General features: G+C 33.9%; 23 protein-coding genes and 1 pseudogene. 15 read left to right on the top strand and 9 right to left on the bottom strand.

The genetic code is table 11. The features are described from left to right. The first annotated feature begins 8 nt into the window (after positions 1-8). The 11 genes from BTJ66_RS10865 to hisIE all read left to right on the top strand — a co-directional run bounded on the left by BTJ66_RS10865 (position 9) and on the right by hisIE (position 10,753). Positions 9-2,168 (top strand): RNA degradosome polyphosphate kinase, encoded by a 2,160-nt coding sequence (locus BTJ66_RS10865; RefSeq protein WP_099090974.1) that lies wholly within the window; start codon positions 9-11, stop codon positions 2,166-2,168. Positions 2,169-2,370: 202 nt separating this feature from the next. Then, the gene (locus BTJ66_RS10870) at positions 2,371-3,672 is read left to right on the top strand and encodes a D-serine ammonia-lyase (RefSeq protein WP_099090975.1); all 1,302 of its coding nucleotides are present in this window, start codon (positions 2,371-2,373) and stop codon (positions 3,670-3,672) included. A 168-nt stretch (positions 3,673-3,840) separates the two neighbouring features. Then, positions 3,841-4,656, top strand: a complete 816-nt coding sequence (locus BTJ66_RS10875; RefSeq protein ID WP_099090976.1) for an ATP phosphoribosyltransferase regulatory subunit — start codon at positions 3,841-3,843, stop codon at positions 4,654-4,656. Between the two features lie 18 nt (positions 4,657-4,674). Then, positions 4,675-5,292 (top strand): ATP phosphoribosyltransferase, encoded by a 618-nt coding sequence (gene hisG / locus BTJ66_RS10880; RefSeq protein WP_099090977.1) that lies wholly within the window; start codon positions 4,675-4,677, stop codon positions 5,290-5,292. A 22-nt stretch (positions 5,293-5,314) separates the two neighbouring features. Beyond that, positions 5,315-6,550 carry a histidinol dehydrogenase gene (gene hisD / locus BTJ66_RS10885; RefSeq protein ID WP_238597630.1) on the top strand — a complete coding sequence of 412 codons (1,236 nt, stop codon included), beginning with the start codon at positions 5,315-5,317 and terminating at the stop codon, positions 6,548-6,550. Beyond that, positions 6,537-7,541, top strand: a complete 1,005-nt coding sequence (locus BTJ66_RS10890) for a pyridoxal phosphate-dependent aminotransferase (protein ID WP_099090979.1) — start codon at positions 6,537-6,539, stop codon at positions 7,539-7,541. Before hisD ends, BTJ66_RS10890 begins: the two co-directional genes overlap by 14 nt. After that, on the top strand, positions 7,519-8,097 hold the full coding sequence (gene hisB / locus BTJ66_RS10895) for an imidazoleglycerol-phosphate dehydratase HisB (RefSeq protein WP_099090980.1): 579 nt from the start codon (positions 7,519-7,521) through the stop codon (positions 8,095-8,097). Before BTJ66_RS10890 ends, hisB begins: the two co-directional genes overlap by 23 nt. Beyond that, entirely contained in the window at positions 8,094-8,690 is a 597-nt protein-coding gene (gene hisH, locus BTJ66_RS10900) for an imidazole glycerol phosphate synthase subunit HisH (RefSeq protein ID WP_099090981.1), read from the top strand. Before hisB ends, hisH begins: the two co-directional genes overlap by 4 nt. Beyond that, complete coding sequence (hisA, locus tag BTJ66_RS10905) at positions 8,665-9,369, top strand: 1-(5-phosphoribosyl)-5-((5-phosphoribosylamino)methylideneamino)imidazole-4-carboxamide isomerase (protein WP_099090982.1); 705 nt, start codon at positions 8,665-8,667, stop codon at positions 9,367-9,369. The genes hisH and hisA overlap by 26 nt, the downstream gene beginning before the upstream one ends. Further along, positions 9,366-10,124 (top strand): imidazole glycerol phosphate synthase subunit HisF, encoded by a 759-nt coding sequence (gene hisF / locus BTJ66_RS10910; RefSeq protein WP_099090983.1) that lies wholly within the window; start codon positions 9,366-9,368, stop codon positions 10,122-10,124. The genes hisA and hisF overlap by 4 nt, the downstream gene beginning before the upstream one ends. After that, entirely contained in the window at positions 10,121-10,753 is a 633-nt protein-coding gene (hisIE, locus tag BTJ66_RS10915; RefSeq protein ID WP_099090984.1) for a bifunctional phosphoribosyl-AMP cyclohydrolase/phosphoribosyl-ATP diphosphatase HisIE, read from the top strand. Before hisF ends, hisIE begins: the two co-directional genes overlap by 4 nt. 59 nt (positions 10,754-10,812) lie before the next feature. Here hisIE and BTJ66_RS10920 read toward each other — a convergent pair whose 3' ends face one another. Next, positions 10,813-11,724 carry an ABC transporter substrate-binding protein gene (locus BTJ66_RS10920; protein WP_099090985.1) on the bottom strand — a complete coding sequence of 304 codons (912 nt, stop codon included), beginning with the start codon at positions 11,722-11,724 and terminating at the stop codon, positions 10,813-10,815. Between the two features lie 176 nt (positions 11,725-11,900). On the opposite strand from BTJ66_RS10920, the pseudogene BTJ66_RS10925 reads away from it, so the two are divergent. Further along, positions 11,901-12,268, top strand: a pseudogene (locus tag BTJ66_RS10925) (VOC family protein). Between the two features lie 230 nt (positions 12,269-12,498). Here BTJ66_RS10925 and BTJ66_RS10930 read toward each other — a convergent pair. After that, a complete protein-coding gene (locus tag BTJ66_RS10930; protein ID WP_099090986.1) occupies positions 12,499-12,999 on the bottom strand; it encodes a GNAT family N-acetyltransferase in 501 nt (166 codons plus the stop codon). Between the two features lie 88 nt (positions 13,000-13,087). Continuing rightward, positions 13,088-13,792, bottom strand: a complete 705-nt coding sequence (locus tag BTJ66_RS10935; RefSeq protein WP_099090987.1) for an SDR family oxidoreductase — start codon at positions 13,790-13,792, stop codon at positions 13,088-13,090. A gap of 191 nt (positions 13,793-13,983) precedes the next feature. Between BTJ66_RS10935 and BTJ66_RS10940 the strand changes: the two genes are divergently transcribed. Next, positions 13,984-14,253, top strand: a complete 270-nt coding sequence (locus tag BTJ66_RS10940; protein ID WP_099090988.1) for a DUF1413 domain-containing protein — start codon at positions 13,984-13,986, stop codon at positions 14,251-14,253. A 215-nt stretch (positions 14,254-14,468) separates the two neighbouring features. On the opposite strand, the gene BTJ66_RS10945 is transcribed toward BTJ66_RS10940, so the two are convergent. The 5 genes from BTJ66_RS10945 to BTJ66_RS10965 all read right to left on the bottom strand — a co-directional run bounded on the left by BTJ66_RS10945 (position 14,469) and on the right by BTJ66_RS10965 (position 19,588). Beyond that, a complete protein-coding gene (locus tag BTJ66_RS10945; RefSeq protein ID WP_099090989.1) occupies positions 14,469-14,660 on the bottom strand; it encodes a hypothetical protein in 192 nt (63 codons plus the stop codon). A 189-nt stretch (positions 14,661-14,849) separates the two neighbouring features. Further along, entirely contained in the window at positions 14,850-15,692 is an 843-nt protein-coding gene (locus tag BTJ66_RS10950; protein WP_099090990.1) for an SDR family oxidoreductase, read from the bottom strand. Then, positions 15,679-16,755, bottom strand: a complete 1,077-nt coding sequence (gene uxuA, locus BTJ66_RS10955) for a mannonate dehydratase (RefSeq protein ID WP_099090991.1) — start codon at positions 16,753-16,755, stop codon at positions 15,679-15,681. Before uxuA ends, BTJ66_RS10950 begins: the two co-directional genes overlap by 14 nt. Before the next feature lie 19 nt (positions 16,756-16,774). Beyond that, positions 16,775-18,181, bottom strand: a complete 1,407-nt coding sequence (uxaC, locus tag BTJ66_RS10960; protein WP_099090992.1) for a glucuronate isomerase — start codon at positions 18,179-18,181, stop codon at positions 16,775-16,777. Positions 18,182-18,199: 18 nt separating this feature from the next. Further along, complete coding sequence (locus BTJ66_RS10965; RefSeq protein WP_238597631.1) at positions 18,200-19,588, bottom strand: glycoside-pentoside-hexuronide (GPH):cation symporter; 1,389 nt, start codon at positions 19,586-19,588, stop codon at positions 18,200-18,202. 988 nt (positions 19,589-20,576) lie between these two features. Between BTJ66_RS10965 and BTJ66_RS10970 the strand changes: the two genes are divergently transcribed. Next, a complete protein-coding gene (locus BTJ66_RS10970) occupies positions 20,577-21,422 on the top strand; it encodes an HAD family hydrolase (RefSeq protein ID WP_099090994.1) in 846 nt (281 codons plus the stop codon). Beyond that, positions 21,423-23,147, top strand: coding sequence for a glycoside hydrolase family 3 protein (locus BTJ66_RS10975; protein WP_099090995.1), 1,725 nt, complete (start codon positions 21,423-21,425; stop codon positions 23,145-23,147). It abuts the gene before it with no gap. Here the strand turns inward: BTJ66_RS10975 and BTJ66_RS14040 are convergent. Then, positions 23,092-23,352 (bottom strand): hypothetical protein (locus BTJ66_RS14040; protein WP_420801886.1); only part of this gene is annotated, 261 nt, incomplete at its 5' end. The genes BTJ66_RS10975 and BTJ66_RS14040 overlap by 56 nt on opposite strands.

The following is a 23,352-nucleotide window of genomic DNA, read 5'->3' on the forward strand; positions in this document are numbered from 1 at the left end:
AAAGCGCTATGCATAGAAATTTGGGAGATAAAGACTTGAATTTACCACAGTATTATAATAATAGAGAGCTAAGTTGGTTAGATTTTAATTATCGCGTATTACAAGACGCACAGGATAAGAATAACCCACTATTAGAACAACTTAACTTTATCTCTATATTTAGCTCGAATTTAGATGAGTTCTTTATGGTTCGCGTAGCGGGCTTACAAGATCAAGTGAAAATGGGATACGATAAACCTGAAAACAAGGCCCAATTAACACCTAAGCAACAACTTGACCAAATTAAGATAAAGAATAAAGACATTGTTGATTTACAATATAAACGTTATAACGAATTAATAGATGATTTAAAACAATATCAAGTAGAAATCATAAAACCAGAACAACTGCCTGATGATTTATTACCACAACTTGAATCTGAATTTAAATCTGGGATTTTACCTACTTTAACACCGTTGGGTATCGATGCTTATCATCCTTTTCCGAAATTAAATAATAAGAGCTTAAATATTTTTGTGGATATTGATACTGAAGATGATATTAATTCTGCTATCGTTCAAATACCTTCACTTATATCCCGCTTTTATTCATTTAATAAAGGTGATAAGCAATATATCATTATGATTGAAGACATCATTACCTACTTCATCAGTGATTTATTTACAGGCTATACCGTATTAAACACATTTACATTTAGAATTACACGTAATGCTGATTTATCCATTCATGAAGACGGTGCAGAAGATTTATTAATAGAGATTGAGCGTTTCTTAAAAGAACGTAAACGTGGTACAGCAGTACGTTTGGAAGTAGATGGAAGACAAGCAACACATGAAGATATTGTATGGATTATCAATCAATTAGATGTTCACGATAATGATGTTTATTTCTTAGATGGACCACTTGATTTGACAATGCTTTCAGATTTAGTTGAACACCTATCTAACAAGCTGAAATATTTAAAATATAACAAATACGTACCACAAATACCTCAATCTTTAGGTAATAATAATATTTTTGACTTATCTTTAAAAAGAGATATCTTCTTCCACCATCCATACGAATCATTTGAACCGATTGTTGATTTTATACGAGAAGCGTCGGAAGATCCTAACACCATTGCAATCAAACAAACACTTTATCGTGTGAGCAAAGATTCACCTATTATTAACAGCTTAAAAAATGCTGCTGAAAATGGTAAGCAAGTCACTGTGCTTGTTGAATTGAAAGCACGTTTTGATGAGGAAAACAATGTACATTGGGCAAGAATGTTAGAAGATGCAGGTTGTCATGTTATTTATGGTATGACACATTTAAAAACACACAGTAAAATTGCGCTCGTTGTTAAACGTATTAATCAACAGTTAACCTCGTTTATTCATTTAGGTACTGGGAACTATAATGATAAGACAGCAAATATATATACTGATATGGGATTAATTACCACAAACGCTGATATTGCAGAAGATGCAATCAATTTCTTTAATTATTTAAGTGGCTATTCGGTAAAACCAGTCTACAACAAATTGATTGTAGCACCTTTTGATATTCGAGATGTCTTCTTAGCACGAATTGATAATGAGATTAAATCACACCGTGATAACGGTAATGGTAAAATCATTATGAAAATGAATTCCTTAACAGATAAAGATATCATTCTTAAGTTGTTTGAAGCATCTTGTGCAGGCGTAAAAGTCCAATTGATTATTCGTGGTATTTGTTGCCTTAAACCAGGTGTTCCAGGTATAAGTGAAAACATAGAAGTCGTTAGTATCGTTGGAAGATTTCTTGAACATTCACGAATCTATTATTTCCACAATAACGGGGATGATATCATATACCTTTCTTCTGCTGATGCGATGACAAGAAACATGATTAAACGCGTAGAAATTTTATTCCCTGTCGAAGATAAAGAGATTGCTAAACGTTTATTAGATTATATGAACTTACAACTTTCAGATAACCAAAAAGGTCGTTACCAAGACCAATTTGGCCAATATCATTACATCAAAAACAATTTGTCGCCATTAAATTCTCAAGCCTTTCTAATGAAAGAAGCAATGAATTATGGACAACAATTAAAAGAAGATAATGCAAAACCCCAAGTTATGTCAGTCAATGAACGCAAAGGTTGGTTCTCTAAGTTTCGTAAACAATTTAAAAAGTAACTTATACTAGGCCATATGGACTGTTACACGTCAAAAAACGTGTAACAGTTTTTTGTTTATATTTATTTCATTTTAATGTTCATGTGCAATGATAGCATGAATAAGAGAGCTAATTTACTCGAATATACCCTTCTTTGATATAATTGAGGTAGATATTAATTATAATTTTGAACTTTTATACGAACAAAATGGAGGTATCAATATGACATCCTTATCCACGCTTAAACAAAATTTTCCATTAATAGATCATATGCAACATTATCAGCCCATTTTTTGGGAAAATCCAAATTTCCATAAATCATCTACATTTCCCTTTTCTTTAAAGGATATAGAGGATGCTGCTCAACGACTCGTGCGATTTAGTAATTATATTAGAACTGTATTTCCAGAAACGGAAAACAATCATGGACTCATCGAATCACCTTTAAAACACATTCCTTTCATGCAGAATGCATTAACAAAGTCAGAACCATTCACGCCAGCGGGTAAATTATGGTTAAAATGTGACAGCCATCTTGCTATATCTGGATCGATAAAAGCACGTGGTGGTATTTATGAAGTGCTTAAATTAGCTGAAACGATAGCTATTCAGAGCGGTTATTTAAGAGAAACAGATGATTACAGTGTACTTGCTGAACGCAAATATCAAGTGCTATTTAATCAATATCATGTTGCCGTTGGGTCAACTGGAAATTTAGGATTAAGTATTGGTATCATGAGCGCAAAGCTAGGCTTTAAAGTGACGGTTCACATGTCGACGGATGCCCGTCAATGGAAGAAAGATCTTTTAAGAGAACGTGGTGTGAACGTTATTGAACATGAATCTGATTATCAATACGCAGTTGCAGAAGGTAGAAAACATGCTCAAAATGATCCTAGGTGTCATTTTGTAGATGATGAGGGTTCCTCTGATTTATTTTTAGGGTATACCGTTGCCGCTTTAAGATTAAAATCTCAACTTGCAGCTGAGGCTATACAAGTAGATGCCGAACACCCTCTATTTGTCTACTTACCTTGTGGCGTGGGTGGTGGCCCTGGCGGTGTTGCATTTGGTCTGAATCAAGTATTCGGAGAACATGTTTATTGCATATTTACTGAACCAACACATGCACCTTGTATGTTATTAGGTATGATGACTCAATTACATGACCAAATTTCGGTTAAAGATATTGGCATTGATGGACGCACCGATGCAGATGGTTTAGCAGTTGCTCGCCCTTCTCGATTAGTTGGGCAAATTATGAATACGCTATTATATGGTGTACAGACCGTATCAGATAATCAAATGTATCATTATCTATATCTATTAAGTGACAAAGAACATATATTTATTGAACCTTCAGCTGCATCAGGATTTGCAGGTATTAAATCCGCTATTGCGTTAGCCAAACAGCAAGGTATTCCTTTAAATCATGCTAACCATATTGTATGGGCAACTGGAGGCAATATGGTGCCCAAAGATGAAATGTTAAAATATGTTAACTATGGTAAAACAAATTTATAAAAAGCATGCCCTTACACATTATGAAGTGCAAGGGCATTATTTATACGACGACACAAAATATTTTCAGAATATTTATTGAATTCTAAAAATAACTGTGTTAAAGTATTCTTTATCAATTCACTTTAGTTCGGTAGAGAAACAAAGCGAAATGCGAAGGATGGTTTTAATATGGATTCAACAACACTTATCAACAATAAAGAAAGGGAACTTTATTTTTTAAAACATTTTCAACAAGCTGATTTTCATCTTGTCGACTTTAGTTTTATCGAATCATTGTCTTGGCAAACATTAACCAAAGATGATTTGCAACAAATGACTGAGCGAAGTTTCTGGCAACACGACCACCATATATTTGCATTACGTAATGATTTCACGGACCAATTATTACGCTATTATAGTAATTATCCGCCACGTTATCGAAAAGTAGCTTATTCAGGGCCTATTGTTCGTGATAATCATGTATATACACAATTAGGTATTGAACATTACAATCCAACTGTAACGGATATGCAAGCTGATTTTATGGTCTTTTATGAATATATACAAAAATATCTGAACGATGATATCGATTTTGTTATTTTAGGACATTATCAACTCATCGATTTACTACTATCTACCAAAGAGCAAACAACGACTATTTTAAAACTAATACAAGAACGTAACATTTCAGAACTTTCATCTGAACTTGGTGCATCACATCCGCTTGTTCAGTTATTGACAACAAAAACAACTGAACAATTAGATTTACTAAGTCAATTGTTCCCATATAATCATCGTACAATACAAGCTTTACGTCGTTGGGAACAATGGTTTAAATCCTTAAATGTAGAAGATATACATTTAGATATCACACCACAACCACCTCGTTCCTATTACAAAGGTGCATTTTTAAAATGTCATCTTAAAAAAAACAAATACCAACAACTTACAGGTGGCTTTTACAAAGGAGATTTAGAAGGATTCGGACTGGGTTTTATATTATAACTAAAAGGAGCTTATATCATGCTTACAGTGGCTATAGCCAAAGGACGTTTATTAAAAAGTTTTATCACTTATTTAAAACAAGTAAATGAACAACAGCTTGTAAATGCGTTAGCGTTAAGAGAACGCCAATTATTGATTTCTGTTGGTTCTATTCAATTTGTATTCGTTAAAGGAAGCGATGTCCCTATATATGTAGAACAAGGTGTAGCAGACGTTGGCATTGTCGGAAGTGATATTTTAGAAGAAGGGAATTATACAATAAATAATTTAGTGGATTTGCCTTTTGGAGATTGTCATTTTGCCTTAGCTGCTAAACCATCAACTTCAACATTTAATAAAGTAGCAACTTCATATGTTAAAACTGCCCGTGCTTATTTCGAATCAAAAGGCATAGATGTGGAACTAGTCAAACTATCTGGTTCCATCGAATTGGCCTGTCTCGTAGATATGGTTGATGGCATAGTCGATATTGTGCAGACGGGTACTACCTTAAAATCAAATGGATTAATCGAAAAGGAAACAATTAAAGCGATTAATGCAAAACTCATCACTAATAAGCAATCATATTTTAAAAAATCTTCCGAAATTGAATCATTTTTAAAAACACTGGAGGTATCACTCATTGATTGTAGATAAAACTTTATTTTTAAAAAATTATATGAATCAATCTTCTTTGAATGAAGACTTATACCCAATCGTAAAAGATATTTGCGAAAATGTTAGACTTAATGGTGATCAAGCCCTTAAAAAATATAATCAACAGTTTGATAACGTAGACACGCCCAATTTAGAAATCACTTCTAACTCTCTAGAAATTGCCTATAATCAATTGGATAGTCATTTACGCGATGCTTTACATCAAAGTCACGAACGCATCAAAGACTATCAAACATCTATTAAATGGACAAAACAACAAGGTACCTCAGAATGTTATGAATTATATCACCCTTTAGAAAGCGTTGGCGTATATGTACCGGGTGGTAAAGCAAGTTATCCTTCTACCGTCTTAATGACGGTAACACTTGCCAAAGTAGCTGGTGTTAAAAATATAATCGTTGTCACGCCTCCTCAATTGAACGGCTTACCCGACATCGTATTAGCCGCATGTTATATTGCAGGCGTTGATAGTATTTATCAAGTTGGTGGCGCACAAAGTATTGCTGCTCTTGCCTATGGTACCGAAACAATACCGAAAGTAGATAAAATTGTCGGACCTGGTAATCAATTTGTTGCATATGCTAAAAAATATTTATTTGGCCAAGTAGGCATTGATCAAATAGCAGGACCAAGTGAAATTGCACTAATCATCGATGAAACTGCGGATTTAGATGCAATTACTTACGATATTTTTGCTCAAGCTGAACACGATGAGCTAGCAAGAACTTTTGTAATCAGTGAAAATAAGTCACTACTACAACGGCTCGAACAAAAAATCAAACAATCATTAACTCAAATTAAACGACAATCTATTATACAAGCTAGTTTAGATCATCATCATTTTTTAATTCATGTAAATAATTTTAATGAAGCATGTGATGTAATGAATCTCATTGCACCAGAACATGCTTCCATCCAAACTGCTTCACCACGTGATTATGTAAATCATGTACGTTATGTCGGTGCGTTATTTTTAGGTCATTATTCACCAGAGGTTATTGGTGATTATGTCGCTGGTCCAAGCCATGTATTACCTACCAATCAAACAGCTCGATTCACAAATGGATTATCGGTGAATGATTTTCTAACGCGTCACTCGGTCATCGATTTATCCAAAGCTACATTTGATAAAGTTGAATTGACTGCACGTAAATTAGCGCATGTTGAACAGTTATACAATCATGAGCAATCTATAGAAATAAGAGCAATAAAGGAGTCTAATAATGATAAGAATTAACAAAAATGAAAGCCCTCTTCGTCCTTTAACAGCAGATCAACTTACATCAATTATTCAAAATGCTTCATTTAATTTTTATCCTGATGAGGAATATGAACGTTTTAAACAAGGTTATGCGCATTATTATAATCTATCAGCTGATCAAATTATTGCAGGTAATGGATCAGATGAATTAATTCAAAAATTAATGCTCATTATGCCTGAAGGTCCTGCTTTAACACTTAATCCCGATTTCTTTATGTATCAAGCCTATGCAAATCAAGTCAATCGACCGATTGCATTTGTAGATGCTGATATCAATTTATCATTTAATTTGGAATCTATTTTAAGTCGCATTGAAGAAGTACAACCTGCCTTCTTTATTATGAGTAATCCACATAATCCATCTGGAAAGCAGTATAGCATGACATTTTTGACTGCCATAGCCGATAAAATGAAAAGCATCGGAGGCTATTTTGTAATAGATGAAGCTTATTTAGACTTTGGAGATGCGTATACATTTGAATTGCAACCACATGTCATTCAAATGCGTACCCTTTCAAAGGCTTTTGGTATTGCTGGATTACGTTTAGGTGTGTTAATCAGTACGCCAGACACGATTCAACTGATACAAAGCATTGAACATCCATATCCCTTAAACACACTCACATTACACATCGCTATTTTTATGTTTGAGCATATTGACATGACACATCAATTTATTGATCATCAGCGTGTTTTGGCGATTAGATTACGTCAAATGTTTCTAGACAACGTCAACGATTTGATGATGGTCTTCCCTTCATCAACTAACTTTGTCTTAACCAAAGGGCCAGCTGCACAAAGTTTAGGACGATTCATTGAAGATAACGGTTTCCTACCGAGACGTTATGAAGAACCAAATATGAATGAATACGTTCGCTATTCGATTGCTACAGACGAACAATTAGACCAATTAGAACAACTCATTAAATCATGGAGGTCTCAATATGATATTTCAAAAGAAGCGTAATACCGCTGAGACACAATTATCAATTCGTTTAGCTGATGACAGCCGGACAAGCGAAATTAACACGGGTGTTGGTTTCTTAAATCACATGCTCACGCTATTTACTTTTCATAGTGGACTATCAATTGTGATTGAAGCCAATGGAGATACTGATGTAGATGATCATCACGTAACTGAGGATATAGGTATTGTACTTGGCCAATTATTATTAGATATGATTCGAGAACGTCAATCTTTCCAAAGATATGGCGTTAGTTATATTCCAATGGATGAAACGTTAGCACGTACGATCGTAGATATCAGTGGCCGACCTTATTTATCATTTAATGCTGATTTAAGTAAAGAAAAAGTAGGCACGTTTGATACTGAATTAGTTGAAGAGTTTCTTCGTGCATTGGTAATTAATGCACGTCTAACTGCACATTTTGATTTACTTCGTGGTGGCAATACACATCATGAAATTGAAGCAATATTCAAATCTTTTGCCCGTGCACTCAAGATGGCATTATCACAGACTGATAACGAAACGATACCTTCATCTAAGGGTGTGATTGAGTGATTGCTATTATTGATTACGGATTAGGCAATGTTAAAAACGTTCAACGCGCCGTACAGTTTTTGGGTTATGATGCGATATTAACGGATCAGTATAAAGACATTGTCAATGCAGATACTATTATCTTACCTGGTGTCGGTCATTTTAAGGATGCCATGCGAGCAATTAATGATCGCGGACTAGCGACGATTATCAAATCCATTACAGATAAACCAGTTATTGGTATTTGTCTTGGTATGCAACTTTTCTATCATTGGAGTGCAGAAGGTGATGCTGAAGGCTTAAAACTTATTCCAGGAAACATTGTTCCGATACAATCACCCTATCCCGTACCACATTTAGGATGGAATAATCTACTAAGTAAAAACACATCATTATTACATGATGTTTACTTTGTACATGCTTACCAAGCTGAAATGTCAGAACATGTGATTGCATACGCAGCGTATGGTACTGATATACCTGCAATCGTTCAATTTAAAAATTATATAGGTATTCAATTTCATCCAGAAAAAAGTGGTGAAACTGGATTAAAAATACTCAATCAAGCACTGAAAGGTGGATTTCAAAATGATCAAATTATGGCCGGCAATTGATTTAATTAACGCAACTAGTGTTCGACTGACTGAAGGTAAATATGATTCAGAAGTCAGAATGTCACGTAGTGCAGAAGAAAGTGTCACTTTTTACAATCAGTATCAATGTGTAGATCGTATTCATATTGTTGATTTGCTCGGCGCCAAAAATAAAGTTTCAATTGAAAGTAACTATATCAACCATTTACGTACACTGACAGATAAGCACATGGAAGTTGGCGGTGGTATTAGAGATAAGCAAACAATTGAAGCCTATTTTGATCGAGGCATAGAATATTGCATCATTGGCACAAAAGGTATCGAAGATTTGGAATGGTTGACACGCGTGACTAAAGCATTTCCTAATCGACTCTACCTATCAATCGATGCTTATCATAGACATGTAAAAATAAATGGCTGGGAACAAGATGCAGGTCTTGATATCTTTGATTTATTACGCCGTGTCGAACAACTACCTTTAGGTGGCATCATATATACAGATATTTCTAAAGACGGTAAGCTTGAAGGCCCTAATTTTGAAATTACACAACAATTAGTTGAATCAACTCAAAAATCCATTATCGCTTCTGGTGGTATACGTCATCAACAAGATTTAGCTCAATTAGAATCAATAGGCGTTACAGCAGCAATCGTTGGTAAGGCCGCCCACAATCCAACATTCTGGGAGGGGTTATCATGATTAAAAAACGAATTATTCCATGCTTAGATGTTAAAGATGGTCGAGTTGTAAAAGGTATTCAGTTTAAAGGATTGCGTGACATTGGTAACCCGGTAGAATTTGCACTTTATTACAATGAACAAGGCGCTGACGAACTCGTTTTTTTAGATATTTCACGTACTGAAGCCGGTCATGATCTAGTACTTGATGTTATCTCAGAAACCGCAGAAAAGCTATTCATTCCTTTAACTGTTGGTGGTGGCATTTCAACCATCGATGACATCTCTCAATTATTAAACCATGGAGCCGATAAAGTTTCACTAAATTCAAGTGCGCTCAAAAACCCTACTTTTATAAAGGAAGCCAGTGAAAAATTCGGTAGACAATGCATTTGCATTGCCATAGATAGCAACTACGATAGTGAATTAGATGATTATTTTTGCTATACACATGGTGGTAAACAGCGCACAGATAAACGTGTTTATGACTGGGTTCAAGAAGTTGAAGCATTAGGCGCCGGAGAACTTCTGATTACAAGCATGACTCATGATGGGATGAAACAAGGTTTTGATGTCTCACATTTACATGCCATTGAGCAGCTTGTCAATATACCAGTTATTGCTTCTGGAGGCGGCGGAAAGCCAGATCACTTTGTTGATTTATTCAAGCAAACAAAGGTTTCTGCTGGACTTGCAGCAAGTATATTACATGATAAAGAAACGACAGTGAATCAAATTAAATCATCGATGAAACAAGGAGGTATTCCAGTAAGATGACTACTCAACAACCTGATTTTAGTAAAGGTCTTGTACCAGCTGTGTTACAAGATGTCCATTCAAATCAAGTACTTATGCTTGGGTATATGAATGAAGCCGCATATCAAAAAACACTTGATGAAGGAATTGTTACATTTTATTCTCGTTCAAAAAAACGTTTGTGGACTAAAGGTGAAGTCTCAGGACACACGCAAATCGTTAAACACATCCATCTAGATTGTGATCAAGATACATTGCTAATTGAAGTGCTTCCTAATGGACCAACCTGTCATACTGGTAGTCAAAGTTGCTTTAATACCCCTGTACCTTTTAATGTTCAACAACTCGAACAAACGGTTGCATCAAGTGCTGAAAGTAATAAAGATAATTCTTATACACAATATTTATTAAAAGAAGGTCTTGAGAAAATAACGAAAAAATTTGGCGAAGAATCATTTGAAGTTGTGATTGGTGCAATGAAGCATGATATTGATGAAGTGACTAATGAAACTGCCGATTTAATGTATCATCTTTTTGTATTATTACATGCTTTAAATATTAAATTTGAGGATGTTGAAAAGGTTTTAGAGCAACGTCATCAAACTGCTAATAATTTTAAGGGTAAGCGGAGTAACATTGACAATTGGTAAAAATATAAGCGTAATGGTTATCAAATAAAATCATTTGGTAACCATTACGCTTTTGTTTTTTATTTATGTTTTAAAAGTTCTTCTTTAAATAATTCTGCTTGTTTTTCAACTGAAATTAAATCTGCATATATCGCTTCATTCATAGAATAATAAATGACATTACCCTCTTGTACTGCTTTGTTATTTTTCCAAGTATTTGATTTCACAAAATCATTATTAGGTTTTTTGCCATCCTTTGTAGGAAGTAATAAATAGTCTCCAGAATAAGTGTTGAATTTCTCTTTTGGCACCTTCATGAATTTCTCTTTTGGCATAGCTTGTTTAGCTTTCGGGTCCTCTTTTAAATTGAAACCTTCATAAATAGCTTCACTTCCACGGCCGAATCTAGGACCAAATTGATAAATATCTTTCGCTTGAACATCCATTATTGAAAAAGTCTTATCATTTCCAATTTCTTTTTTAATCTCTTCACCATCTTTAGCTAATTTTTCCGATAATTTATTAGCTTGTTTTTGCGCCTTAGCTTCTTTATTTACTAATTTCCCCATTTCAATATGTGTTTCTTTATAGTCCATGTCTTGTACTTTAATAGGAACTGTTGGTGCAATTTTAGCGAATTTTTTATTATTTTTATTTTCTTTATATGTAATAATTAAATCCGGCTTTAATTTAGCAGCCGCTTCAACATTTTCTGGGTCTATTTTTTTCACTTTACTCATATCTAAATATTTAGAATTGGGAAATACACTTGTAACTGCAATAGGTTTAACGCCTAACTTTTTAAAATTACCATAATTTGCGGTTAACACAAGTACTCTTTTCGGGTTCTTAGGTATTTTCACTTTACTGCCATCATCTGTCGTATAGGTCTTGTTCCCCTTATTTTCTTTTGAATCTGAATCTTTATTACCGTTACTACATGCTACTAAAAATAATAACAAACATAACATCAAACAAAATAACTTTTTCAAAATGATAACCTCTTCCATAGTTTATTACTACTATTTTAATCGAAAACGATTATCAATTGCAATGGAATTAATTAAAATATTGAATTAATTTACCGATTAGATTTTATAAACAATTAATTTAGTTTATCTTTTTATTTTTATACTTTTGTTAATATATAATAAAGGAGTTGTTATTGATGTTAAACCATTTTTTAGGTATTGATCATGTTCAGTTAGCTGCACCACCTAACCATGAATCTTTAGCAAGAGCTTTTTTTCCGAAAAGTTAGGCTTTAAAGAAATTGCTAAGCCATCAAATCTTGCCAAAAAAGGTGGTGTTTGGTTTCAAGTAGGTCAGCAACAATAGCATGTAGGCATGGAAGAAGATTTTATTGCAGCCAAAAAAGCACACCCTGCCTTTTTAGTTCACAATGCTACAGACGTAAGAAAATCACTCGAAGCTCAAGAAATAGAAATTATATATGGAGATGACCTTGAAGGTGCTGATCGCTTTTACATTTATGATCCATTTGGTAATAGAATTGAAATCATAGAATGGTTGTAAGACCCATATATTATCTTGGACGATAAACAAAAAATGCCTTACACATACCAAATTGATGTAAAGGCATTTTTTATATTTTCATTAGTGGACAATGACCTCTTTAACACAATGTAAATCCTGTAGGTGTGATTGTGACGGCAGCACTAAATACAATCGGTCTGTTTCTATAATAATATTTATGTCTCATTTCCACCGCCTACCTTAATTTAAATTGATATAATGTATCAATTTCATATTTCAAGGCACATGAGGTCCTCATCATAATATCTTTCACCATCAAATACTGATTTAGGTTCTCTCCCATAGCGTCGAAATCCTAAATTTTCATATAAGCGAATTGCATTTATATTTTCAGTTAAAACACTCAAGCCTATGATTTTCACAACGCCACGTTCACTCACATCTTTAATGATATGTTGAATCAATTGTCCCGCAATACCTTGATGTCTGTATCTAGGATCGCAATACACGGTGACTAAATTACCCTTATGTTTCACTTTTTCCATTTTCTCACTATAAAATGTCGCTATGCAAATAAGTTCACCACTATCAAATGTACCTATCGTAAAATGTGTTTCACTTACTATTATGCGTTTTTTAAATGCTTCATCTGACAATGTCTTTTCACGTTCATATGTCGATACAAAGCCTTTAGGATCAGTTTGCAATGATTTTAAACGTAACGCTTTATATTGCTTTACATCTTTTTCAGTTAAATATCGTATATCCATTTTGCCCACTTCTTTCACGTTTGAATTCAAATAAGCCCACTAACTACTAGTTTAACAATAGCATTTAAAGTTAATAATTTATTTATTCTTATACAGGTCTTACCGTAATTTCATTTACATTGACATGGCTTGGCTGTTGTAAAGCGTAAATTGCCGCTTCTGCAATATCCTTAGGATCGAGTTTTTTACGAGCGCCCCAATCTGTATCTCCACTTAATGGTGTATCAACCATTCCCGGAGAGATACTCGTTACACGCACGCCTGTTTTTGCCAATTCTTTTTCTAGACCTTGCGTTATACTGTGTACCGCTGCTTTCGAAGCACTATATAAGGTGCTTTTTTTAGTAACTTCAAACCCCGAAATAGAAGCAATGTTAATAATATGGCCACTAGATTGGTTTAGAAAAGTAGGTAATACTGCGTTTATACCATATAATGTCCCTTTTATATTTACATCAATCATCGCATCCCATGATTCTACATCACCTTCAGTAATTGCCGAAGATAACATTAAACCTGCGCTATTCACTAAAATATCTACTTGTCCAAATTTTTCTTTCGTTTTTTCAACTAATTGCGCTACTTCTTCTCTATGTGTAACATCCACAATCACTGTATCTACTATTGCTTGTTTAGTTTCTTGTATGCCCTTAGCCACTGTCGCTAATCGAGATTCATCACGCCCTGTTAAGACTACTTTAACACCATATTCTGACAATGCTTCGGCTATACTTGCACCTATACCACTACTCGCACCTGTCACTATTGCGACTTTATCTTGTAATTCAACCATTCATATCTTCCTTTCTACATTAACTTTTTAGTCATTTGTATAATTACCTATTTTCAGCCATTGTATCATGTTAATTTACTTTTTAAGAATTTTTGATTTTCACCTTGTCATGATCAAAATTTAACTATAAAGTGGATGATAGATAGTGACGTATGCTTGTCATCTTTATTATAGGTTATAGGGGGGAAATCATGAATTTTGATAAGAGATTAGAAATATTAAGAAAATCTATCGATCGAACAAGCTTTGAATTCCGTTTTGAAGATTTATTCGATAAAGACGAATGGATTCAAATACCATTAGTAGAACGACAACAATTAGAGCAAGCCTTCCGAAGATATGTATCACAACATCATCATTTACGCATTCCTTACGCGTCAGAAGACCATATTCGCATGCGTATGTATAATTCTGTGTACGCTTTTAATGAAATCAAACACAACTTCAAAGACTATGTTTAATCACAATCTTAACATCGTAATATACTAAAAAAATAAAAAGCCTACGTTACTGGATGAACAGTAATCATAGGCTTTTTAAAATACATAAGGGCGTTTCAAATAAATCATGAAAGTTAATACTAGGGAGAAAAGCGTTCAGAAGTAAGATTATTTCAATGTATAAGCTACATGTGAAATAGCTTCAAACTTCTCAACTACTAGATGTATACAGCGTATTAATTATTTACTAACAACTCCTTGTTCAATCCATAGTTGTATATTTTTTCTGCATCAATATAAGCTATATAATCAATACTTCTGTATCCATCTTTAATATCATTAATAATTCCTTGATTTACACCTGTGTGTGTGTAAATTTCATAACTGCTTTCATTTGAAAAAATAACTTTCTCAATTACTTCTCTCATCATAATCACTCCGTATTTTTTCTTTCGCAAAGCTTTTGTTATCTTCTACACCTTTATATTAATCGATTATTATGCAAATTGAAAGCTTCTTGTGATTATTTTCACAAAATCCTCACTTTTAATTTTACTTTTTATAATCTCACTATTTTTTATTTGACAATCGTGATTCAACAAGGAGTATTCATTACTTTAAACGCCAGAATATGCACTAAATCCTCCATCTATTGGCAAGACAATCCCATTAATAAAACTAGAGGCTGGCTGACTGACAAGAAATAAAAGTGCACCAATAAGTTCATCTGGCTCTCCAAAACGGCCCATTGGCGTCGCGTTGAGTATTTTTTCCGAACGTTCGGTATAACTACCGTCTTTGTTAAGCAACAATGCTCTATTTTGATCAGTTAGCAAAAATCCTGGTGCAATCGCGTTCACACGTATATTTGTTTTTGAAAAATAAACACTTAACCACTGTGTAAAATTGCTAATAGCTGCTTTAGCACCACTATATGCCGGTATTTTTGTTAACGGAGTAAAGGCGTTCATTGACGAAATATTAATAATTGCAGCATCATCTTTGTTTATCATATCTTTCGCAAAAACTTGAGAAGGTATAAATGTTCCAAGGAAATTTAAATCAAAGACAAATCCTACACTTTTTTCATCTAATTCAAAAAATGATTTTATGTCACCTTTTGCCTGAGGTTGATAACATTCATCATCCGTCGTACCTTTAGGATGATTACCACCAGCCCCGTTAATTAATATATCTACCTCTCCGAATCTATTATGAATCATAGTTTTAGCATTTTCCATTGCTGTTCTTTCTGTCACACTCGCGACAATCGATAATGCTTTGCCACCTAGATTCTCGATTTCTTTTACCACCTTATTCCCACCAGGTTCGTCTATGCCTATAATAATAATATTGGCACCACACTTCGCCAATGATTTTGACATTTCTGCACCTAATACACCAGCACCTCCCGTCACTACAATATTTTTATCTTTTAAATCTACATTAAATGGTAGCATATTGATGTCCTCCTTCATCTTCGTTGTTTTTCTTGATTGCTTCATACAAGCCATTTAAGTATGTTGCACCTAATGCACGATCATATAGTCCATAACCAGGTTTACCAGTTTCACCCCAGATCATACGACCATGATCTGGTCTTATTGGACCTTCGTATCCAAATTCGTGCAATGCATTGATGACTTGGTACATATCTATAGAACCTGAGGTTGATAAATGCGCGGACTCTTGGAATGATTTATTGCCTACTAATTTTACATTACGTGCATGCACAAAATGAACATGTCCTTTTTTCCCAAAATATGCAAGCATTTCTGGGAAATCATTATTTTTATCTGAACCTAAAGAACCAGAACACATTGTTAAACCGTTGTATTTAGATGGGTATAAGTCTATAAAACGCTCAAGATTTGTTTTATTGGTTATAATACGTGGCAATCCGAATATACTCCATGGTGGATCATCCGGATGAATAGCCATTAAAACATCTGAAGCTTCTGCAACTGGTATCACTTTATTAATAAAGTAGCCTAAATGCTCCCACAATTTTTCTTCATCAATAGCCTTATACGCTGTAAACAAAGATGCTAAGTCTTCCTTCGTATAACTAGAATCCCAACCAGGTAATGAAAGTTCCCCTTTTAGAGGGTCCATTTTTGCAATATCGTGCTCATCGTAAATTAATGCAGTAGATCCATCTGACAAACGATAATCTAATTGCGAACGCGTCCAATCAAAAACTGGCATAAAATTATAACAAACGACTTTAATACCAACTTGACCCAAGTGACGTAATGTTTGGCAATAATTTTCAATATAGTGGTCACGTGTTTGCTTTCCTAATTTAATATCTTCATGTACTGGTACACTTTCAATGACAGACAATTCTAACCCTGCGCTTTCAATTTCTGTCTTCAATGCCTTTATTTTATCTAATGGCCATACTTCACCAACTGGTATATCGTAAATTGCACTAACTACCCCTTTCATACCTGGAATTTGTCTGATATATTCAAGGCTAATTGGATCATCTTTACCATACCATCTGAATGTCATCTTCATAACAAATGACCGCTCCTCTCTAAATTAATTTGAAGTAATTATACGCATTGTTGTAACAAATATTTGTAATTAATTTCTCTAATAATGCTGCACTATCTGGTATTTCATTTTTTTCTACAAGTTCCCCAATAAACGTACATAAAATTCTTCTAAAATAATCATGTCTCGAATATGAAATAAAGCTCCTAGAATCGGTGAGCATACCAACAAAATGCATAATTAACCCTTGGTCTGCTAAAGAAGACATTTGTTTTAACATGCCTCGTTTAGTATCGTTAAACCACCAACCAGCGCCATGCTGCACTTTACTTTGAATAGCTGAGTTATTTTGAAAATTCGCAATTGTTGACCCTACAATATCGTTGTAAATAGGATTTAAATTGTAAAGGATGGTACTTGGCAAGTGCTGTGCTTTAGCCATCATATCTAGTAGTCTATTCAAATTCAGTGCTAAATCATGTTGATCTCGAATCGAATCGAATCCAGTATCTGCACCTAATTCACTAAATGCTTTCGTATTATTATTACGGATAGCACCAAAGTGAATTTGCATCACCCAATCTTTTTCAGTGTATAATCTACTTAGTTCTTTAAGGAGAAAAGTCTGAAATTGCGCTTGTCCTCTTGTCGATATAGGTTGCTGCGCAATCGCCTTTTCAAAAATCATGTCAATATCATCTTGGGTATAATTTTGGTAGTCAATTGTAGCTAATCCATGGTCTGCTAGACGACCACCTTTTTCATGAAAATATTCTACTCTTTGTTTCATACTGCTAATAAAATCTTGAACGTTGTGTATCGGTTGGGTTAATTTGCTTAAATTATCGATAAATTCAGCAAAGCACGGTTCATTTACTTTAAATGCAATATCTGGTCTGAATGCAGGTAAGACCGTCGTTTTAAAATCTTTTTGTGCTTTAATTTCATCATGATAATGTAAATCATCTGTGGGATCATCTGTCGTACAGATTAGATTTACGTTTGATTGTGAAATTAAAGATTGTGTAGTAACATGATGTTCCGTTAAATAACTATTAATTTCATCATAAATTCTGTCTGCATTCTCTTCAGTAAGTAATTCATGGACATCAAAATACATTGATAATTCCAAATGTGACCAATGATATAGTGGGTTAGCTACTGCATTCTCCAATGTAAATGCCCATTTTTTGAATTTTTCCCTAGGAGGCGCATCTCCAGTTATATAATATTCTTCGATTCCTTGTGCACGCATCGCCCGCCATTTATAATGATCGCCCCCCAACCATAGCTCAGTGATATTATTAAAATGTTTATTTTCACTGATTTGTTGTGGATCTAAATGACAATGGTAATCGTATATCGGCATATCTTTTGCAAATTGATTATATAATTCAATCGCTTTATCATTTTGTAACATAAATTTATCATTAATAAATAACGTCATTATTCACTGCTTCCTTCCTTAAATTTCTTCTCTAATCGCTAGTTCCTTCACAATTTGTTTGTGTCTCTTATCTGTTAGTGGGTACCCAAACAAGAAAATAAATAATGCTATTAAACAACCAATACCTGGTACTAAAAAGAATAATATTTTGAGTCCTTCAAGTGTTTCAGCACTTTGCGCTACATTTGGTTGATAACCAATCATCGTTAGAGCTAAGCCTGGAATAAATCCAGCCAATGCTTGTGAAATTTTACGTGTAAAACTATAACTTGAATACGTAATACCCTCCGAACGAATACCTGACTTCCATTGTCCGTATTCCACTACATCAGCAATAAATGCCCATGTTACTGTATTCGGTATTACGATGAAAAATGATGATATGGTATTAACAATTAAAAACGTTGTCATTTGATTGCCAAAAAATATAAAATTTAAAAATTCACAGATAATGAACCCAATAATACCTATAATTGCTGTCTTCTTCTTCCCAACCTTCTTACTTAACAACGTTGTTAAAAATAAGCCTGGAATAAGCACGACGAAGTTCAATGTACTCACTAAACCAACTAAATTGGGCGCATCCATTACATATTGGAAATAATATAGCTGCGAGGATTGTTTTAAAAACATTGCCATTATAGTTAGCAGCGTATATATTGCTAGCACGGCAAAAGCCCCATTTTTTAATAGACTGATAAATGCCTTTTTACCCATTCCTTTTTCTTTAGGTCGTTGAATAACATAACGTTCTTTAACATTTTTATAACAAATCAAATGAAGTATTACACCTACGATTGCAAGTAATGCTACCGCTACTGGATAGCCAATTGCATGATTAGGAAAATGATTTACCATAGGAATCACTACGATACCTGCTACAAATAGCGCTGCCTGCGATCCTAAATTTCGATAAACCGAAAGCTGCGTTCTATCTTCTGAATTGACTGTCATAGAAGCAGATAATGAACCATATGGAATATTAACAAAGGAATATGCTGCATTGAACAACATATATGTCGCAAATGCCCATATCACTTTACCTGTTTGATCTAAATTCGGTGAAATAAACGACACAACTGTACATATTGCTAATGGTACTGTGCCATATAATATAAATGGTCTGAATTTGCCACGTTTACCAAAATTTGACCTTGAATCTACATATGTGCCAACGCCTGTGTCAACAAATGCATCAAATATTTTAGAAACTAAAAATACAAGACCTCCATAAAATGCTGAAATGCCTAAAATATCAGTGAAAAATTTCAGTAAATAAATTTGACCCATATCAAACATCATACCGTTACCCAAATCTCCCAAACCATAGGATAACTTTTCTCTAAACTTTAATTTTGGTGTTCCTATCTCTTCAAACTTTTTTTGTTTATTCTTATTCGTTGTCATTGAAACCATAAGATGACCTCTTTCTAACGTTTGATGTCTAACTCCACTTCAGTAATGTGCTCCATGCGCTATAATTTTTTATCTTTACCATTTATTACAGTTCTTAAAGACACAACACCTGAAAGCGTTATTTAAGCGATACCTAAAATCAAAATAAAAATGATAATAAACTATGTATCATCGCTATTCATGTAGTGAATGCACCCATAACTATAACTATGGCTATTCTAACCAGTCTCGTTTCAACGACCATTTGAAAGGCATATAAATCATGTAAGGTCATATAAGTAACCTTTAAATTCAAAGTGTTGCCTTTTATAATCGTTAACTACTTTTTAGAGAAGCCTATTTTTTCGATTAACATTTGACCACAGCAACTATAATAGTTGTCATGTCGTTGTTGTAAAGTTTGCATCTTTGTCATTAGCATCTTCCTTTTCCAACTTATTTCCCTACTCAACTCAATTTCATTATAATTTTTATTTAATTCAAGTCAATTACAATAATAATTTGTTCTAAATGATGTCATTTTTTCTCTTTTACTTTATTTATCATAAATACTGACTATAACCGTTCCGCATAAAAGAATATAAATATTTAATGTATTAATTATTTATATGTCATCAAACTTATCGCACTCAATTTAAATAGACTTAATTAACACTAATACCTCAAAATTTTATAATAAATTTGATCTTTTTATTAATAAATTATGCTAAACTGAGATTTTTGTGAATATATTCACATGAAAATGAGAAATACTGTAGTTTTATTAAAACTGAAATGCTAAGTTAAACATGTAAGGAAAGCGCTTAATGAAATTGCAAATAACTTCCAGATTTAATTTCTAAATATTCCCAAAATTTTATATTCAACTCATTATTTATGAAATCAATTATTTTTTGACTAGTCTTTTGCTAGCGTACAGTTTTACTTTATCACCAAGTTATAAATAACAATCAAACCATTACTGAAAGGAACATAAATTATGATTAGTACATTGTCACGTTACCAACCTCGATTTAATAAATTAATTTGCGTAGATTCAGATGGTTGTGCCATTGATACAATGACAATTAAACATGAACGCGCCTTTGGTCCAGCTCTCGTAGCTGAATGGCAACTTAATGAACATTCCAAAGCAATACTTCAACGCTGGAATGAATTTAATCTTTATGAGATTACTAGAGGCATTAATCGTTTCAAAGGATTAGAAAAAATGTTAGCAGAACTTGTCGCAGATGGCTTTGAAATAGAAGGATATGAGGATATCAAACATTGGGTAACGACGACTCATGCCTTTTCTAATCCAAGTTTAGAACAAGCTATCGCTGACGCACCGGATCAAATAGGGCTTCGCAAAGCATTGGCTTGGTCTCATCAAGTTAATCAGCGCATTCAAGAGTTACCAAGTATTGGCCCGTTTAATCATGTCTTAAGCACTTTAAAAAATGCATCATCATTTGCTGATATTGCTATAGTATCTTCAGCTAATTTATCTGCGGTACAACATGAGTGGGAAACGTATCATCTAACACCTTATTTAAGTGGTATGTTTGCTCAAGAAGCAGGTACAAAAGAGCATTGTTTAGCAGTTTTAAAACAATTTTATAATCTTGAAGACATAGTCATGTTAGGCGATGCAAAAGGTGATATGGAGGCTGCACAAGTAAACGGTATTTATTTTTATCCGATTCTAGCTGGTCATGAAGATAAATCGTGGCTTGATTTTAATAATAAATATTTAAAATTATTTAAAGAAGGTCATTTCGACCAAGACATACAGTCTTCACTTATTACTGCATTTTATAATAACTTTGAAGGAGCGAAATAAATGGTAAAGGTAAATTTAAAAGCAGCACCTTATAACTTAGATGACGAACAAATCACGTGGGTTGAACAGACACTCGACCATTTAACAGATGAAGAAAAAATCGGACAATTATTCTTCAACTTATTTTCATTAGAGGGTGGAAAAAAATTTCACGATGCCGACTTAAGTAACAAGGAAGTATTAGAACGCTATCATATTGGGGGCGCTCGTTATGAAGGTGGTAACAAAGAGGACGTACAGCATTTATTGAATGATTTACAAAAACATACGAAAATCCCTGTATTAGTTGCTGCTAACTGTGATTCTGGTGGTAATGGTGCTTGTAAAGATGGAACATACATTGCCAGTGCAGCACAATGTGAAGCTGCTCAAGATACAAAAGTAGCCTATCATGCTGGCTTAGTATCTGCGCGTGAATCATCAGCCCTAGGTGTTCATATAAATTTTGATCCCTGTGTAGATATTTTAAAAAATTGGCGTAATACAATTGTTAACACACGTGCTTATGGTACAAACGCAGAAACTGTAATCAAATACTCAAGTGCCTTTATCGATGGCTTTAATGCCGAACGTGACATGATTACATGTATCAAGCATTTCCCAGGTGATGGGACAGAAGAACGAGATCAACATTTAGTCCTCGGGGTAAATGAATTATCTACAACAGAATGGGATGATAGTTTCCGTAAGGTCTATCAACATCATATCGATCGCGGTGTACAAATGATTATGGCAGGTCATATTGCACAACCCGCATATTCTAAACAATTAAATCCGAGCTTGGAAGACAAAGATATCTTACCTGCGACTTTATCTAAAGAATTAATTACAGATTTACTTAAAGACGACATGAACTTTAATGGATTGGTTGTAACAGATGCAAGCCATATGTTAGGTATGACAGCTTCAATGCGTCGTGAAGAATATGTTCCCCTTTCGATTGCTGCCGGATGTGATATGTTCCTCTTCTTCAATGACCTAGAAGAAGACTATCAATTTATGCTAAACGGTTATAAAAATGGGGTCATTACCAATGAACGTCTAAACGACGCAGTACGACGTATATTAGGTTTAAAAGCGCAATTACGTTTGCACGAAAAACAAGAAAACGGTACCCTTATTCGTCCTCAAGAAGATTTAAATATAATTGGTTGCCAAGAACATTTGGACATGCGTGCAGAAGCCGCAGATTTAGGTATCACATTAGTAAAAAACACTTTAGACCAACTACCTATTCGTCCAGAAACACATAAAAATATTCAACTATACATTATTGAAGGCGAAAAAGATGGCATATATAAATCTGCTAACAACGTACAAGATGACGTTATAAAAGAATTGGAAGCGCGTGGTTTTAATGTCACTTTAAATGATGGCTCTACACGTGTTAAAGGCAAAACATTAGCTTATCGTAAAAAGGTAGATGCTGCCCTTGTCTTTGCCAATATAATTGGCTATGCCGCTGAAAATAATTACCGCATTAAATGGGGAACTGCCATGAGCAATGAGATTCCATGGTATGTTCATGAAGTGCCAACAGTATTTGTTTCTCTTAATTTCACTACACATTTGCATGATGTATCGATGGTTAAAGCCTACGTAAATGCGTACCATTCTAATCCTGAAACAATTAAACAAACTGTAGATAAAATAATGGGAGAAAGTGAATTCAAAGGGTCATATAATGAACTTGTTTGGACTGATAAATGGGAAGCCAAACTTTAACAGTACAATTCATTTTGTGAAAATGAGTTATGTTAGAGAAACTATTACAATTGTAACTAAATATAATAAAGAAAAAATAAGAGTCCGGGACATAAACATTTCTGATTAAAGAATAAACGTCAATTTCTATTGAAATTATATAGAAATTGACGTTTTCTTTATTTTTATATAATTTTGTAGCTCGTTGAGCTACTATTTTTCTTAT

It is taken from the genome of Staphylococcus edaphicus (assembly GCF_002614725.1).
Classification (GTDB): Bacteria; Bacillota; Bacilli; order Staphylococcales; family Staphylococcaceae; genus Staphylococcus; species Staphylococcus edaphicus.

Excerpts from the sequence above, each read along its gene's own strand:
- BTJ66_RS10945 (WP_099090989.1), bottom strand. The coding sequence starts at position 14,660 with ATGAGAGAAGTAATTGAGAAAGTTATTTTTTCAAATGAAAGCAGTTAT.
- uxuA (WP_099090991.1), bottom strand. The coding sequence starts at position 16,755 with ATGAAGATGACATTCAGATGGTATGGTAAAGATGATCCAATTAGCCTT.
- BTJ66_RS10975 (WP_099090995.1), top strand. The coding sequence starts at position 21,423 with ATGGTAAAGGTAAATTTAAAAGCAGCACCTTATAACTTAGATGACGAA.
- hisF (WP_099090983.1), top strand. The coding sequence starts at position 9,366 with ATGATTAAAAAACGAATTATTCCATGCTTAGATGTTAAAGATGGTCGA.
- BTJ66_RS10890 (WP_099090979.1), top strand. The coding sequence starts at position 6,537 with ATGATAAGAATTAACAAAAATGAAAGCCCTCTTCGTCCTTTAACAGCA.
- hisD (WP_238597630.1), top strand. The coding sequence starts at position 5,315 with ATGAATCAATCTTCTTTGAATGAAGACTTATACCCAATCGTAAAAGAT.
- hisIE (WP_099090984.1), top strand. The coding sequence starts at position 10,121 with ATGACTACTCAACAACCTGATTTTAGTAAAGGTCTTGTACCAGCTGTG.
- BTJ66_RS10865 (WP_099090974.1), top strand. The coding sequence starts at position 9 with ATGCATAGAAATTTGGGAGATAAAGACTTGAATTTACCACAGTATTAT.
- BTJ66_RS10935 (WP_099090987.1), bottom strand. The coding sequence starts at position 13,792 with ATGGTTGAATTACAAGATAAAGTCGCAATAGTGACAGGTGCGAGTAGT.
- uxaC (WP_099090992.1), bottom strand. The coding sequence starts at position 18,181 with ATGACGTTATTTATTAATGATAAATTTATGTTACAAAATGATAAAGCG.
- BTJ66_RS10950 (WP_099090990.1), bottom strand. The coding sequence starts at position 15,692 with ATGCTACCATTTAATGTAGATTTAAAAGATAAAAATATTGTAGTGACG.
- BTJ66_RS10870 (WP_099090975.1), top strand. The coding sequence starts at position 2,371 with ATGACATCCTTATCCACGCTTAAACAAAATTTTCCATTAATAGATCAT.
- BTJ66_RS10965 (WP_238597631.1), bottom strand. The coding sequence starts at position 19,588 with ATGACAACGAATAAGAATAAACAAAAAAAGTTTGAAGAGATAGGAACA.
- hisG (WP_099090977.1), top strand. The coding sequence starts at position 4,675 with ATGCTTACAGTGGCTATAGCCAAAGGACGTTTATTAAAAAGTTTTATC.
- BTJ66_RS10970 (WP_099090994.1), top strand. The coding sequence starts at position 20,577 with ATGATTAGTACATTGTCACGTTACCAACCTCGATTTAATAAATTAATT.
- BTJ66_RS10940 (WP_099090988.1), top strand. The coding sequence starts at position 13,984 with ATGAATTTTGATAAGAGATTAGAAATATTAAGAAAATCTATCGATCGA.
- hisB (WP_099090980.1), top strand. The coding sequence starts at position 7,519 with ATGATATTTCAAAAGAAGCGTAATACCGCTGAGACACAATTATCAATT.
- BTJ66_RS10875 (WP_099090976.1), top strand. The coding sequence starts at position 3,841 with ATGGATTCAACAACACTTATCAACAATAAAGAAAGGGAACTTTATTTT.
- BTJ66_RS10930 (WP_099090986.1), bottom strand. The coding sequence starts at position 12,999 with ATGGATATACGATATTTAACTGAAAAAGATGTAAAGCAATATAAAGCG.
- hisA (WP_099090982.1), top strand. The coding sequence starts at position 8,665 with ATGATCAAATTATGGCCGGCAATTGATTTAATTAACGCAACTAGTGTT.